Here is a 13,644-nt window from a genome sequence, read left to right on the forward strand (position 1 = left end):
CTATCCGCGCAATAGGCGGCGCAATGGATTCCGGGCTCGCGACTTCGTCGCGCCCCGGAATGACGGCTGGCCTAAGCCGTACTCACCTCACGCCCCCATATCCCTTCCTCGATCGCCTTGATCTGGAGTGCGAGGTATTTCGAGTTGATGCGGCATTGCGCGAGGCTGCCGGCGATGAACCACAGGCCGGGCTGCTTCGTGCGCGCATACATGTTGCGCAGCTCAAAACCGTCGCCGAAGCCCCAGATCGGGCCGACGCGGTCGGCGACGGCATCGCCGAACAGCTTTCGCACCAGATATTCCTGCGGCTTGTAGCCGGTGGAGAGCACGATCAGGTCGGCGGCGATGGTGGTGCCGTTCTTCATCCGCGCGCCTTCCCCGACGAAGCCCTCGATGTCGGAAAACTGCCTGAGCCCGATCTTGCCCTCGACGATCAAATTGGAGCAGCCAACGTTGAAATAATAGCCGCCGCCGCGGGTGAGGTATTTGAATTGCCAGCCCGTCCCGCCCTCGCCGAAGTCGAGCTTGAAGCCGACGCGTGAGAGGCCGTCGAGCAGCTCCTTGTCGAGCTCCTTGGATTGCTCGGTCAGCATCACATGGGTTTTCTTCGCCAGCGGTGTCGGCATCGAGGCCGCGATCAGATCATTGTCCTCGAGCGTGCCTTCATTGTAGGTGGCGTAAGCAAGCTGTGCCGACGGCTCGATATTTGTGACCAGCGTCGGCGAGCGCTGCACCAACGTCACCTCGGCGCCACTGGAATAAAGATCCTGCGCGATGTCGTGGCCGCTGTTGCCGGTGCCGATGACGATCGCGCGCTTGCCGGTCCAGTTCTCGCCGTCCTCGTAGCGGCTGGAATGCAGCAACGTGCCCTTGAAATTGCCGAGCGTCGGAATGTCGGGTATGTTGGCGATGCCGCTGACGCCGGTCGCCATGACGACATGGCGGGGATGCATGGTCCGCATGCTGCCGTCGGCGCGCCGCAGTGTGACCGTCCAGCATGCCTTGGCCTCGTCATAGGCGCCGCCTTCGAACTCGGTCCCGGTCCAGAAGTTCAGCTCCATGGCATCGACGTAAGACTCGAACCAGTTGGCGAGCTTGTCCTTGGGGATATAGGTCGGCCAGTTCGGCGGAAACGGCATGTAGGGGAGGTGATTGACCTGCACTTGGTTGTGCAGGGTCAGTGCGTGATAGCGGTTGCGCCAATTGTCGCCGATCCTCAACTCGCGATCGACGATCAGCGCGTCGACCTGCAACTGCTTCAGCCGCGCGGCGATCGCGAGTCCGGCCTGGCCGCCGCCGACCACCAGCACGGCAGGATCTCGTTTCGCATAATCTCGTGAGGCGTTGCGCAGATCGAGCCAGTTCGGCCCGCGGAAATCGCGCGAATAGGCCTGACCGCGCGGACGCGAGATGCCGAGCTGCTCCTCGAATCCCTTGAGCTCGTCGAGTGCCGTCAGCAGCGTCCACGCTTTCAGGCGGTCGCCATCGGTGCTGTCAGGAATGAGCCGGACGATGCCGCTGCCGCGCCCGATCGCGCTCTCGAAATTGAAGATCGCTTCGATGGCGCTGGTGCCGGCGCGCGTTACCCAGCGCGGTGGCGCGCGGTTAGGGGCGATCCTGAAACTGGTCGGGCTCGCCTTGGGCACGAGCCTGCTCAGCTCCTGCGTGATCGTATCGCGGCCTGCGATTGTCTGCAGGTTCCAGCTCAGCGCCAGTACATCCCGCCAAAAACTGTCCGCCACGAACAGCTGCTGGAGGGCTTCGCGATCGGGCTCGTTCAGCGTGCGCTCGAAAGCGTCGAGCCAGGCTTGCGCGGCGACGGAAATATCCTTCGTCCTGTCCAGCATGCGACCTCTTGGCCGTCTTCGCGGCGTTTCCTCTGGTCGAAGCTATACGGTTTCGCAGGCCGCCAAAAGCACATCACCCGAGCAATGCCGGCATATGGCCCTGCTCGGACGGAATATTGCGTCCGGCGGCTAAAGCCCGCCCGCCCTCCGGTCCGCCCAGTAGGGATCGCGCAGCTTGCGCTTGAAGATCTTCCCGGTCGCCTCGCGGGGCAGCGTATCCAGGAACTGGATCTCCTTCGGCACCTTGAAGTTGGCCAGTCGCTCGCGCAGAAAGGCCTGCACTAACGTGGAAGAGAGCCGCGCGTCCGTCTCCGGCTCGATGCAGGCGCACAGGCGCTCGCCATACTCGGCGTCGGGAATGCCGAACACGGCACAATCGCGCACGCCGGGCATGGCGATCAGCGCGTTCTCGATCTCGGCGGGATAGATGTTGACTCCGCCTGAGATCACCATGTCGCGCTTGCGGTCGCACAGGAACAGATAGCCCTCGTCGTCGAGATAGCCGACGTCGCCGACGCTGACGAGGCCGTCGCGCCCCGCCTCGGCGCGCGCCTGCGCCTTGCCGTGATAGTCGAAATCGGGCACCGCCGTCTGGCGCATGTAGATCTCGCCGACCTCGTTCGCGCCGCAGAGGCTGCCGTCGTCTCGGAAGATCCTGACGATGCCGCCGTCGATGGCGCGCCCCACCGTGCCGGGCTTCTTCAGGGCCTCCTCGGCCGAATGCCAGACCGGGATGCCGGTCTCGGTCGAGCCGAAATATTCATTGATGACTGGTCCCCACCACTGGATCATGGCCCGCTTGACTTCGGGCGGGCAGGGCGCGGCGCCGTGCACGACGAACCGCAGCGAGGAGAGATCGTGGCGCCGCCGGATTGCGTCGGGCAGGCGGAGCAGACGAACGAACATGGTGGGCACCATGTGGATGTGCGTCACGCGGTGGCGTTCGATCAGCGCCAAGAGCTCCTCGGCATCGAATCGCGGCTGCAGGACGATCGTGCAGCCGTTGCGGAACGCCATCATGCCGTAGGAATGCGGCGCCGAATGATACATCGGTCCGTTGATCAGCACGACCTGGTCCTCGCGCGGCTTGATGCCGTAGGCAATCGCGCCGACGCGTTCGGAAGCGGCGGCCTGCTCGGGTTGCATCGGCATGCGCCGCACGCCCTTCGGCATGCCCGTGGTCCCCGAGGTGTAGATCATCGCCGCCGCGCGGCGCTGCGGCTCCTGGGTTTCCGGATGCCCGTCGCGCCAGCGGTCCCAATCCGTCAAACCAGCCGGGACCTCGGTTAGATCAGGGGGTATTGCGAAGGTCGCCGCAAGCTCGGGCGGTGTCGCGACGACGAGCAGGCGGACATCCGCCGGCACGCCGTCACGGATCTGCGGCAGCAGATCGGCATGGCAGACCAGGATCTTGGCGCCGCTGTCGGCGAGAATGTAGCGGACCTCCTCGGCCTTGAGATGCCAGTTGATCGGCACCACAGGGCTGCCCAATGCGGCCGAGGCCGCGACCACCTCGAACAGGGTGAAATCGTTGCGCAGCATCATGGCAACGGGCGCGCCTTCGCCAAGGCCGAGGCCGCGAAGCCCGCTCGCGGCGCGTTTGATGCGCGCCTGGATCGCGTCATAGCCGATCAGGCGTTCGCCGCTGATGATCATTGATCTGTCCTTGTTCCGCTCGCCTCAGCGATCATCCAGCACGTCGCCGAATCCCACCCAGCTCTTGCCGTTGAAGCGCCGGAGCTGAAGCTGCTGGAACGGCAGATAGTCGTCGGGGCCGGTGCTCACACTCATGCCCGGCAGCAGCAGCGGCAACTTCACCTCCTTCAGAGAAGCGGCCTGGCGCATGATGTTGTCGCGGCTGACATCGTCCTTGCACCCTTTGAGCACGGTCATCAGCAGCGTCGCATAGTGATAGCCGGCGCCGTAGTTGGAATTCGAGAGGTCCGCATTCGGCATGTACTGCTTCATGAAGGCGAAATACTCCTTCACGCCGGGATCGTCGGCCCATTGCGGATCCATCGTGTCCTTCTGGTTGCTCGACGAGATCAGGCCGACGGCGTTGTCGAGGCCGGCAGGCTCCAGGAACGAGATCGACGAGGCCGAGGTCGGCACGAAGAACAGCTCGGGCTTCCAGCCGATCTCGGCCACGCCCTTGATCATCTGCGAGGTGAACTTGCCGAGCACGACGCCGAACAGCACATCGGCGCCTGAGGCCTTCAGGGTCGATAGCTGCGAGCTGATCGTCGGGGCGCTGGTCTCGTAGGTCTGCTCCGCGACGATCATGCTAGCTGCCTTGTCGCCCAGCGCGCGCTTGAAGCCGGCGACATAGTCACGGCCGAAATCGTCGTTCTGGGACAGGATGGCGATCTTGGCGCCGGGCTTGGCCCGCAGCACGTGCTTGGCATAGACCACACCCTCGGATTCGTAGGCGGCCATGCCGGGCATGGTCCACGGATATTTCTGCGGATCGGCCCATTTCGTCGCGCCGGAGAGCACGAACAGCTGCGGCACCTTCTTGCTGTTGAGGTAGCGTTGTACGGCGCTGTTGGTGGCGGTGCCCAGCGAGCCGAACATCATCAGCACCTCGTCCTGCTCCACCAGCTTGCGGGTCTGCTCGACCGTCTTCGGCGGCGAATAGGCATCATCCAGCGTGATGAACTTGACCTTGCGGCCGTTGATGCCGCCTTCGGCGTTGATCTTCTCGAAGAAGGCTTCCTGCGTCCGTCCGATCGCGCCGAAGCCGGAGGCCGGGCCGCTATAGGGCAGCGTCTGTCCGATGCGGATCTCCCCCGTGCCTTCGGCACGGACGCTGCCGCCGGCGAGCGTCAGCAACGACAGGCCGATCAGTGCGGCTGCCAGCTTCATGGTGTCCTCCCGTTTTTCTTGTCAGTCCAATTTTCTTGTTCGAACAAGCCTCAGGCGCTTGCGCGCATCAGGAAATCCTGCCGGGCCTGATCGAACTCTCCCTTCATCCGGTCGACGAGTTCGGCGACGGCGGGAGCGTCGCTGATCTGGCCGATGCCCTGGCCGCATCCCCAGATGTCGCGCCACGCTTTCGATTTCATGTTGCCGCCAGAGCCGAAATTCATCTTCGACTTGTCAGCGGCCGGGAGATTGTCCGGATCCAGCCCGGCGGCGGCGATCGAAGGGCCGAGATAATTGCCGTGCACGCCGGTGAACAGATTGGTGTAGACGATGTCATGCGCGGCATGCTGGGTCAGCGCCGATTTGTAGGCCGCGTCGGCGTTGGCCTCCTTCGTCGCGATGAACCGCGTGCCCAAATAGGCGAGGTCGGCGCCCAGCGCCAGCGCCGAGGCGATGCCAAAGCCGTCGCTGATCGCACCCGACAGCAGGATCGCGCCGTCAAACCATTGCTTGACCTCGCGCACCAGCGCGAAGGGCGACAGCGTGCCGGCATGTCCGCCCGCACCGGCGCAGACCAGGATCAGGCCGTCGACGTCTTGCTCGGCGGCTTTTCGCGCATGCTTGACGTTGATGACGTCGTGGAACACCAGCCCGCCGTAGGAATGTGCGGCCTGGACGAGCTCTGCCGGCGGCCGCAACGAAGTGATGATGATGGGCGCCTTGTGCTTGACGCAAATTTCCATGTCCCTCATCAGCCGGTCGTTCGAAGCATGGCAAATCTGGTTGACGGCGTAGGGTGCGACCTTCTTGCCGGGATTGCGCGATTTGTATTCGCCGAGCTCGTCCTCGATGCGGCTGAGCCATTCATCGAGCTTCTCGACCGGACGGGCGTTGAGCGCGGGAAAGGAGCCGACAACGCCCGCCTTGCACTGGGCGATCACCAGCTCCGGTCCGGAGACGATGAAGAGCGGCGAGCCGACCACCGGCAGTTCCAGATTGTTCTTGAGCAGCGCAGGCAGTGCCATCCGATCCTCCTGACGACGCGCATCGCCGGTTCTTCCGGCCGGCGGTGAGCGCTTCCATGTCGATTGTCGCGGCTGGCAGCGTGCGCCTGCCTCGCGGTTTGACCGCACTATAGGGTTGGACGGCGCGTGCAGGATCGTTCAAGATTGAACATGTGCGCATTCAGTTTTGAACGGAGTGGCCGTGGATTGGGACCTCTGCAAGACCTTCGTCGCGGTGGCGGATACCGGCAGCTTCACGGCAGCGGCGCGGCGCCTGCACGCGAGCCACCCGACCGTCAGCCGAAAGATCGCGGCGCTGGAGGCGCAACTCGGCACCAAGCTGCTGGCCCGTGCTGCCGACGGCTTCGTGCTCACTGCCGATGGCCGTACTTTGCGCGAGCATGCCGAGGCAATGGCGGCTGCCGCGCTCCGCGCCGAGGCCGCCGTCGGCGCCGGCGGGCGCAAGGCGCGCGGCACGGTCAAGCTGTCGATCGGGGCGACGCTGGCCTCACACTGGCTGATGCCCCGGCTGCACGCCTTTCTCAGCGCGCATGATCACATTCGCCTCGAGATCATCACCCATCCGTTTCCGGCCAGCGTGCGGCGCCGGGAAGCCGACGTCGTGCTGCGGCCGCTCGACAGCGGCGAGGAAAATCTGGTCGGCCGCAAGATCGGCCGGCTCGGCACGGGCTTCTATGCCTCGCGCGACTATGCCGCGGGGCGGTCCCTGCCGGAGCGCCGCGGCGAGTGGAAGGAGCACAGCGTAATCGGCTTTGCCGACCAGGATTCCAACGCGCAGCTTGCGCGATGGAGCGATGCGATCACCCGCCAGGGCACGGTCGTGATGCGCTGCTCCTCGCAGGGCGACATGCTGGCGGCCGTGCGCGCAGGGATCGGAATTTCCGCGCTGTCGTGTTTCGTCGCGGAAAGCTATTCCGACCTCATCCGCGTCGCGCCGCAGAAGCTCGCCAGCGTGGCCGACCTGTGGCTGCTCGCGCATCCCGACCTCGTCGAGCTTCCTGCGGTACGGGCCGTGATCGACTTCGTGGCCGAATGCGCCCGCGCCGATCGCGAGCGGCTGCGCGGCTAGTTTGACCCGGCGAGCACGCCTTCGCGCTTCTTCACCGCGCGATAATAGCTCCACCACAAATGCGCCGCCGCGCCGCGCAGGGGACGCCAGGGTTCGGCGAGCGGCGCCATCTGCTTCTCGGTCGGCCGCGCCTGGAGGCCGAGGCCGATCTTGATGGCCTCCTGCACGGCGAGGTCGCCGGCCGGCCAGGCATCGCCATGGCCGAGGCAGAACAGCAGATAGACGTCCGCGGTCCAGGGGCCGATGCCGGGCAGCGCAATCAGCGTATGATGCGCGGCGTCGGCATCTTCCTCGGCGAGCACGTCGAGGTTCAGCCGCTGCGCGCCGATCTCGCGTGCCAGATGCTTCAGCGTCTTGATCTTGGCGGCGGACAGGCCGAGCCGCCCCAGCCGGTCGGCGCGTGCGCGGCGCACGGCGTCATGGTCGAACGGGTCGAACGCCGCTGACAGTCGTCCCCAGATCGCCGCCGCGCTCGCGGTCGAGAGCTGCTGCCCGCAGACGATGTGGGCAAGACCCTCGAAACCCGGCTCGCGCCGCCGCAGCGCCGGCATGCCCGCCGTGGCCAGCACGGGTTTCAGGCGGGGATCGCGCTTGATCAGCGCGTGGACGGCCTCTTCGAGATCGGACTGGGTTTCGAGGTGGATGGTCATGGTCACTCAACTTGTCATGCGCGGGCTTGACCCGCGCATCTATTATCCTACTCCGTCATTCCGGGGCGATGCGACGGGATCGCGCGAAGCGCGACCCGGACATCGAGCCCGGAATCTCGAGATTACGGGCTCGGTCCTTCGGTCCGCCCCGGAATGACAGCTGTCGCGGCTACGCCCGGCCATGACGAGACTTATTAAATGGCACCACCCGTTTTCCGATTTGCCCCGAGCCCGAACGGCCTTCTGCATCTCGGCCACGCCTATTCCGCGCTGCTCAACTTCGAGCGCGCGCGGGAGACCGGCGGGCGGCTGTTGCTGCGGATCGAGGACATCGACACCGCGCGCTGTCGGCCGGAATTCGAGGCGGCGATCGACGAGGATCTCGCCTGGCTCGGGATCGATTGGGAGACACCGGTGCGGCGGCAGTCGGAGCATCTCGCCGACTATCGCGCCGCGCTGGACAAGCTGTCCGCGCTTGGCCTCGTCTATCCCGCCTTCGAAAGCCGCGCCGAGATCGCAAAGCTCGTCGCCGCCCGGGAGGCCGATGGCCCGTGGCCGCGCGATCCCGACGGCGCGCCGCTCTATCCCGGCGATTCCAGATCGCTGCCTGCCGGTGAGCGGTCGCGGCTGATTGCGTCAGGCGCGCCCTACGCGTTGCGGCTGGACATGGCAGCCGCATGTCAGGGCGTTACCGGCCTGAGCTGGAATGAACTGGGCGAGGGCTCCCAGCGCGAGCGCGGCATCGTCCCCGCACGCCCTGAGGCGTGGGGGGACGTGATCCTAGCCCGCAAGGAGACGCCAACCAGCTACCATCTGTCTGTTGTCGTCGATGACGCGCTCCAGGGCGTCAGTGAGATCGTGCGGGGCCAGGACCTGTTTCACGCGACATCCGTGCACCGCCTGATCCAGGTTCTGCTCGGCCTGCCGGAACCCGCCTACCGCCATCACCGGCTGATTTGCGACGGCGAGGGGCGGAAGCTGTCAAAATCGAGCCGGTCGACGGGTCTGCGCGAATTGCGCGCGGCCGGCATCACGCCGTCAGGCATCCGTCGGCTGGTCGGATTAGGTTAAGTTTCTCTGGGGGTTAGCTAAACGCCGCCGTGACTCCGGGGGTTCCGCCGTGCCATGCTTGGCCGACAGCGCGGGGTTCGAAGGGGATACTTCGAAGGGGAGTCATGGCGGCGAAGAAGCGCGCAGCGCGTACCACGCGGACGTCCAAGCGGCCGCCTCGGAAGCGGTCCGGGTCGGTCGCTCCGTTGCGCAAGCGCAGCACCAAGCAGGTCGCGCCGGATGTGGTCCAGGCGGCGCTCGCCGCCTTTGCCCATGAGGTTCGTACCCCCCTGACCGGCATCCTGGCGATCAGCGACCTGCTCGCGACCTCCGATCTCGGCGAACGGGAACGGCGCTGGGCCGACACCATCAAGGCCGGTGCCGAGCATCTGGCGAGCCTTGCCACGTTGTTCGTGGATGCCGCCAGGACCGGCAAGGGTGCGGGGAAGGGGGGAAGCGCGCTGCGACAGGATCTGTTCGACCTGCGAACGCTTGCCCGCAATGCCGGCGATTCGCTGGCCGGCCGGGCTGCGGCCAAGGGACTGAAGGCCGAGGTCGAAATCTCCGGAAAGCTTCCGGGGCTGGTGGTCGGCGACCCCGTCCGCCTGCGCGCCGCGCTCGAGAATCTGATCGACAATGCCGTGAAGTTCACCGATCAGGGCGGCGTGGCGCTCGCTGTCGCGCCGTGGCGGCCCGTCAAGGGCAAAGCCAGGGCCAGGGTGGGCGTTGCTTTCGCGGTGTCCGACAGCGGCATCGGCCTGACCATGGCCGAGATCAAGCGGTTGTTCCGTCCGTTCACCCAGGCCAACGTCACCATCGCCTCGCGCTTCGGCGGCGCCGGCCTGGGTCTGTCCTCGGTCAAGCAATTGGCGCGCGCGATGGGCGGCGACATCACTGTCGCGCTGCGGCGCGGCGGCGGTGCCACCTTTACGCTGACGGTGTCGCTCGAAGGGGCAGGACCGCGCAAATCCGGCAAGACGAAGGGTGAAGCGGACGCCGATGCGGTCGCGGCGCTACGCGTCCTCAGCGTCGAGGACAATCCGTTCGGACGCGTCGTGCTCAACACCATTCTGACCGAGCTCGGCCATCACGCCGAGTTCATCGGGCGCGGCGAGGACGCCGTGAACCGGCTGGAGCAGGGCGCGTTCGATGCGGTGCTGATGGACATGGTGCTGCCGGGGATCGACGGCGTCGAGGCGATCAGGCGGATCCGCACGATGCCGGCGCCGCTGGCCCGGATCCCGATCATCGGCGTTTCCGGACGGGGTGAGGACGAGGTGGCCTCGCGCGAGGCCGGCGCCGACGCCTTCCTGGTCAAGCCTGTGTCTCCGCGGGCGCTAGCGACTGCGCTGCTTGAAGCGACACGCCGTGAGGAAGCCGCGACTTGATGATGGCGGCGTTGAGTTCCCCGCCGTAAACGAAGATCGCGGCGATGAAGTACAGAAACACCAGCGCGATGATCACCGAGGCGAGCCCCGCATACATCGTCACGTAGTTGTTGGCGAAGCGGGCCAGATATTGTCCGAACACGACACTGGAGATCAGCGAGGCCACGATGGTGAAGACGATGCCGGGCAGGATCTGGAGGAAACTGCGCCGTCCTGCCGGCAGCCAGGCATGCAGGATGATCAGCGCCACCACCAGCGCGCCGATGGTGATGCCGTAGCGCAGCCAGGTGAGGATGCTTTCGTTCGACTCGACGAACAGCGGGATATGGCGTCGCGCCGCTTCGATCAAGAGCGGACCGAGCACGATCAGGAACGCCATGGCGAGCGCGGTGAAAGCTGCGATCAACGTGTAGGCAATCGATTCCAGCCGCAGCCAGTACCAACGCCGCATCTCCACCACCGCATAGGCGCGGTTGAGCGCAACCCGGAGCGCCTCGACGCCGTTGGAGGCGAAATAGACCGACAGCGCCGCGCCGATGGTCAGAATGCCGGTGCGGGTCGTGGTCAGCACATCGTGAACCTCGCCCGAGATCGAATCCGCGACCTGCTTGGGCCAGATCTGCAGCATCAGGCTGGCGGCCTGGTCGGCGAGTTCCTTGGAGCCGAAAAAGCCGGCGAGCGAGGTCAGCACGATCAGGAACGGGAACAGCGCCATCAGCGTCGATAGCGCGATATGGCTCGCGATCGCCCAGCCGTCATCGGCCAGGAACGTGTAGAACGCGTCCTCCACCACGACGTAGATGTAGCGGATCGCTTTCATGCGCGACCTACAAGACGGGTGCCGCTCGCGCGCGCCGTGCGCGGGGAGAGGTGAGGGGAGGCGAGCGGCGCAAATCGGAGGTCATCTCGCTACCTTCTGACATTATTCCCCCAAAAGCCAGATCGTGAAGCACCTCGCCGTCATTCCGGGGCGCGCGAAGCGCGAGCCCGAAATCCATCTCGCCGCAGCGCAAGTCGCGCGATGGATTCCGGGCTCGATGCGCCGGGCCTCACTTTGCTCGGTCCCGCCGCATCGCCCCGGAATGACGCTCGGGAGATGGCGGACCGGCGCGCACGGTGTTATCACCCCCCAATGGCATCTATCCTCACTACTTTCATCCTGCCGATCGCGGTCGGCGCCGTTGCGTTGGTGCTGCTGCTCGGTCTCATCAACATGATGCGCGGCGGCTCGCCCAACACCTCGCAGAAGCTGATGCGCTGGCGCGTCCTGCTTCAGTTCGTGGCGATCGTCATCGCGATGGCTGCTGTCTGGGCGATGGGGCGCTGACATGGTCACGTTGAACCGCATCTACACGAAGACCGGCGACGACGGCACCACGGCGCTTGGAACCGGCGAGCGGCGTCCGAAATACGATCATCGCATCGAGGCCTATGGCACCGTCGACGAGACCAACGCTGCCATCGGCGTCGTCAGGCTCCATACCGGCGCCATGCCCGAGCTCGACGCGATGCTCGGCCGGATCCAGAACGACCTGTTCGATCTTGGTGCCGATCTCGCGGTGCCCGAGCGCGAAGGCAAAGCGGAGCGGCTGCGGGTGGTTGCGAGCCAGGTCGAGCGGCTCGAACGCGACATCGACGCGCTCAACGACAAGCTCGCGCCGCTGACCTCGTTCGTGCTGCCGGGCGGCACGGCGGCCGCGGCTCATCTCCACGTCGCGCGCACGATATGCCGCAGGGCGGAACGCGTGATCGTGGAACTGGCGGCCCGTCCGGGCGAGCCGGTCAGCGCGGCTGGCATTCAATATATGAACCGCCTGTCGGACTTCCTGTTCGTGGCCAGCCGAGCCGTCAATGGCAATGGTGCCGGCGACGTGCTCTGGGTTCCGGGCCAGAACCGCTGACCCATCGAGCGGCCGTATTTCAGAAGGCCAAAATTAGGCCCGTTCGCGCGTTGACCGGGGCAGATCAGGCCTTTAGGTTCCGCGCCAGTTGATAACCCCCCTCCCAAATTGAGTGAAAGAGGATCGATGAAGGTCTTAGTGCCGGTAAAGCGGGTGGTCGATTACAACGTCAAGGTCCGCGTCAAGGGCGATGGATCGGGCGTTGAACTCGCCAACGTCAAGATGTCGATGAACCCGTTCGACGAAATCGCGGTCGAGGAAGCGCTGCGCCTGAAGGAAGCCGGCAAGGCCACCGAGGTCGTGGTGGTCTCCATTGGACCGGCGCAGGCGTCGGAGACGATCCGCACCGGTCTTGCCATGGGCGCCGATCGCGGCATCCTGGTGAAGGCCGAGGGCAGCGTCGAGCCGCTCGCGGTTGCCAAGATCCTGAAGAAGGTTGCGGATGAAGAGCAGCCCGGCCTGATCATCCTCGGCAAGCAGGCGATCGACGACGACTCGAACCAGACCGGCCAGATGCTGGCTGCGCTGCTCGGCTGGTCGCAGGCGACGTTTGCCTCGAAGCTCGAGGTCGAAGGTTCTGACTTCAAGGTCACCCGCGAAGTCGACGGCGGCCTGCAGACCGTCAAGCTGAAGGGACCGGCGATCGTCACCACCGATCTGCGTCTCAACGAGCCGCGCTATGCCTCGCTGCCCAACATCATGAAGGCCAAGAAGAAGCCGATCGCGGAGAAGACCGTCGCCGATTACGGCGTCGATGTTGCCGCGCGTCTCGAGGTTCTCAAGACGACGGAGCCGGCCGGCCGCAAGGCGGGCGTCAAGGTCAAGGACGTCGCCGAGCTGGTGTCGAAACTCAAGAACGAAGCCGGGGTGCTCTGATGACGACGCTTCTGATTGCCGAACACGACAACGCGTCGCTCAAGGATGCGACCAATAAGGCCCTCACCGCGGCTGCTGCGCTCGGCGCGGATGTCGAGGTGCTGGTCGCTGGCCAGAACGCAAAGGCCGCAGGCGACGCCGCCGCCAAGCTTGCCGGCGTGAAGAAGGTGCTGCTCGCCGACGGCGACCTCTATGCGCACGATCTCGCCGAGCCGCTGGCCGCGCTGATCGTCTCGCTGGCTCCCGGCTATGACGCGATCGTCGCGCCCGCGACCTCGCGCTTCAAGAACGTGATGCCGCGTGTCGCGGCCCTGCTCGACGTCATGCAGGTGTCGGAGATCACCAAGGTGGTCGCGCCCGACACTTATGAGCGTCCGATCTATGCCGGCAACGCCATCCAGACGGTGAAGTCCAAGGACGCCAAGAAGGTCATTACGGTGCGGACCTCCACCTTCGCCGCAGCAGGCGAAGGCGGCAGCGCCGCGGTCGAGAGCGTCGCGGCGGCGGCCGATCCCGGCCTGTCGTCCTTCGTCGGCGAGGAGGTCGCCAAGAGCGACCGTCCCGAACTGACCTCGGCCAAGATCATCGTCTCCGGTGGCCGCGCCATGCAGAGCCGCGAGAACTTTGCCAAATACATCGAGCCGCTCGCCGACAAGCTTGGGGCCGGTGTCGGCGCCTCGCGCGCGGCGGTCGATGCCGGCTATGCGCCGAACGACTGGCAGGTCGGCCAGACCGGCAAGGTCGTGGCCCCCGAGCTCTATGTTGCCGTAGGCATTTCCGGCGCGATCCAGCATCTGGCCGGCATGAAGGACTCCAAGGTGATCGTTGCGATCAACAAGGACGAGGACGCGCCGATCTTCCAGGTTGCCGATTACGGTCTGGTCGCCGACCTCTACCAGGCGGTTCCGGAGCTGACGGCCGAACTCGGCAAGCTCGGCAAGTAAAACGAGCCAAAAACACCGGCCGGAGCTAT

At 65.6% G+C, this 13,644-nt stretch carries 12 protein-coding genes and 1 pseudogene; 7 read left to right on the forward strand and 6 right to left on the reverse strand.

Annotated elements, in window-relative coordinates:
- Nucleotides 1-71: 71 nt before the first annotated feature.
- The 4 genes and pseudogenes from ACFDR6_RS15185 to ACFDR6_RS15200 form a co-directional block, all read right to left on the reverse strand.
- Nucleotides 72-1,847 (reverse strand): flavin-containing monooxygenase, encoded by a 1,776-nt coding sequence (locus ACFDR6_RS15185; protein WP_375858754.1) that lies wholly within the window; start codon nucleotides 1,845-1,847, stop codon nucleotides 72-74.
- A gap of 129 nt (nucleotides 1,848-1,976) precedes the next feature.
- Nucleotides 1,977-3,512: pseudogene (locus ACFDR6_RS15190) on the reverse strand (acyl-CoA synthetase); the annotation flags it as partial.
- A 15-nt stretch (nucleotides 3,513-3,527) separates the two neighbouring features.
- Nucleotides 3,528-4,712, reverse strand: a complete 1,185-nt coding sequence (locus ACFDR6_RS15195) for an ABC transporter substrate-binding protein (protein ID WP_375858755.1) — start codon at nucleotides 4,710-4,712, stop codon at nucleotides 3,528-3,530.
- 50 nt (nucleotides 4,713-4,762) lie between these two features.
- Nucleotides 4,763-5,737: an NAD(P)H-dependent flavin oxidoreductase gene (locus ACFDR6_RS15200; protein WP_375858756.1), complete on the reverse strand. Its 975-nt coding sequence runs from the start codon at nucleotides 5,735-5,737 to the stop codon at nucleotides 4,763-4,765.
- Between the two features lie 181 nt (nucleotides 5,738-5,918).
- On the opposite strand from ACFDR6_RS15200, the gene ACFDR6_RS15205 reads away from it, so the two are divergent.
- Nucleotides 5,919-6,806 (forward strand): LysR family transcriptional regulator, encoded by an 888-nt coding sequence (locus tag ACFDR6_RS15205; protein WP_317242177.1) that lies wholly within the window; start codon nucleotides 5,919-5,921, stop codon nucleotides 6,804-6,806.
- On the opposite strand, the gene ACFDR6_RS15210 is transcribed toward ACFDR6_RS15205, so the two are convergent.
- Nucleotides 6,803-7,456: a DNA-3-methyladenine glycosylase family protein gene (locus ACFDR6_RS15210; protein WP_212079792.1), complete on the reverse strand. Its 654-nt coding sequence runs from the start codon at nucleotides 7,454-7,456 to the stop codon at nucleotides 6,803-6,805. The genes ACFDR6_RS15205 and ACFDR6_RS15210 overlap by 4 nt on opposite strands.
- Nucleotides 7,457-7,654: 198 nt before the next feature.
- Here ACFDR6_RS15210 and gluQRS point away from each other — a divergent pair, with 198 nt between their 5' ends.
- Both gluQRS and ACFDR6_RS15220 read left to right on the forward strand, forming a co-directional pair.
- The gene (gene gluQRS / locus ACFDR6_RS15215; protein ID WP_375858757.1) at nucleotides 7,655-8,527 is read left to right on the forward strand and encodes a tRNA glutamyl-Q(34) synthetase GluQRS; all 873 of its coding nucleotides are present in this window, start codon (nucleotides 7,655-7,657) and stop codon (nucleotides 8,525-8,527) included.
- Nucleotides 8,528-8,631: 104 nt separating this feature from the next.
- Entirely contained in the window at nucleotides 8,632-9,894 is a 1,263-nt protein-coding gene (locus tag ACFDR6_RS15220; protein ID WP_375858758.1) for an ATP-binding protein, read from the forward strand.
- On the opposite strand, the gene ACFDR6_RS15225 is transcribed toward ACFDR6_RS15220, so the two are convergent.
- Complete coding sequence (locus ACFDR6_RS15225) at nucleotides 9,821-10,714, reverse strand: YihY/virulence factor BrkB family protein (protein ID WP_212079795.1); 894 nt, start codon at nucleotides 10,712-10,714, stop codon at nucleotides 9,821-9,823. The two genes, ACFDR6_RS15220 and ACFDR6_RS15225, sit on opposite strands and share 74 nt — an antisense overlap.
- A 312-nt stretch (nucleotides 10,715-11,026) precedes the next feature.
- On the opposite strand from ACFDR6_RS15225, the gene ACFDR6_RS15230 reads away from it, so the two are divergent.
- The 4 genes from ACFDR6_RS15230 (at nucleotide 11,027) to ACFDR6_RS15245 (ending at nucleotide 13,615) form a co-directional block, all read left to right on the forward strand.
- Nucleotides 11,027-11,221 (forward strand): twin transmembrane helix small protein, encoded by a 195-nt coding sequence (locus ACFDR6_RS15230; RefSeq protein ID WP_212079797.1) that lies wholly within the window; start codon nucleotides 11,027-11,029, stop codon nucleotides 11,219-11,221.
- 1 nt (nucleotide 11,222) lies between these two features.
- On the forward strand, nucleotides 11,223-11,795 hold the full coding sequence (locus tag ACFDR6_RS15235) for a cob(I)yrinic acid a,c-diamide adenosyltransferase (protein WP_375858759.1): 573 nt from the start codon (nucleotides 11,223-11,225) through the stop codon (nucleotides 11,793-11,795).
- Between the two features lie 126 nt (nucleotides 11,796-11,921).
- Nucleotides 11,922-12,671, forward strand: coding sequence for an electron transfer flavoprotein subunit beta/FixA family protein (locus ACFDR6_RS15240; protein ID WP_212079803.1), 750 nt, complete (start codon nucleotides 11,922-11,924; stop codon nucleotides 12,669-12,671).
- Complete coding sequence (locus ACFDR6_RS15245; protein ID WP_375858760.1) at nucleotides 12,671-13,615, forward strand: electron transfer flavoprotein subunit alpha/FixB family protein; 945 nt, start codon at nucleotides 12,671-12,673, stop codon at nucleotides 13,613-13,615. The genes ACFDR6_RS15240 and ACFDR6_RS15245 overlap by 1 nt, the downstream gene beginning before the upstream one ends.
- Nucleotides 13,616-13,644 lie beyond the last annotated feature (29 nt).

It is taken from the genome of Bradyrhizobium tunisiense (assembly GCF_042263385.1).
GTDB lineage: Bacteria > Pseudomonadota > Alphaproteobacteria > Rhizobiales > Xanthobacteraceae > Bradyrhizobium > Bradyrhizobium tunisiense.

Coding starts and splice junctions, on each gene's coding strand:
- ACFDR6_RS15185 (WP_375858754.1), bottom strand. CDS start 1,847: ATGCTGGACAGGACGAAGGATATTTCCGTCGCCGCGCAAGCCTGGCTC.
- ACFDR6_RS15195 (WP_375858755.1), bottom strand. CDS start 4,712: ATGAAGCTGGCAGCCGCACTGATCGGCCTGTCGTTGCTGACGCTCGCC.
- ACFDR6_RS15200 (WP_375858756.1), bottom strand. CDS start 5,737: ATGGCACTGCCTGCGCTGCTCAAGAACAATCTGGAACTGCCGGTGGTC.
- ACFDR6_RS15210 (WP_212079792.1), bottom strand. CDS start 7,456: ATGACCATCCACCTCGAAACCCAGTCCGATCTCGAAGAGGCCGTCCAC.
- gluQRS (WP_375858757.1), top strand. CDS start 7,655: ATGGCACCACCCGTTTTCCGATTTGCCCCGAGCCCGAACGGCCTTCTG.
- ACFDR6_RS15220 (WP_375858758.1), top strand. CDS start 8,632: ATGGCGGCGAAGAAGCGCGCAGCGCGTACCACGCGGACGTCCAAGCGG.
- ACFDR6_RS15225 (WP_212079795.1), bottom strand. CDS start 10,714: ATGAAAGCGATCCGCTACATCTACGTCGTGGTGGAGGACGCGTTCTAC.
- ACFDR6_RS15230 (WP_212079797.1), top strand. CDS start 11,027: ATGGCATCTATCCTCACTACTTTCATCCTGCCGATCGCGGTCGGCGCC.
- ACFDR6_RS15235 (WP_375858759.1), top strand. CDS start 11,223: ATGGTCACGTTGAACCGCATCTACACGAAGACCGGCGACGACGGCACC.
- ACFDR6_RS15240 (WP_212079803.1), top strand. CDS start 11,922: ATGAAGGTCTTAGTGCCGGTAAAGCGGGTGGTCGATTACAACGTCAAG.
- ACFDR6_RS15245 (WP_375858760.1), top strand. CDS start 12,671: ATGACGACGCTTCTGATTGCCGAACACGACAACGCGTCGCTCAAGGAT.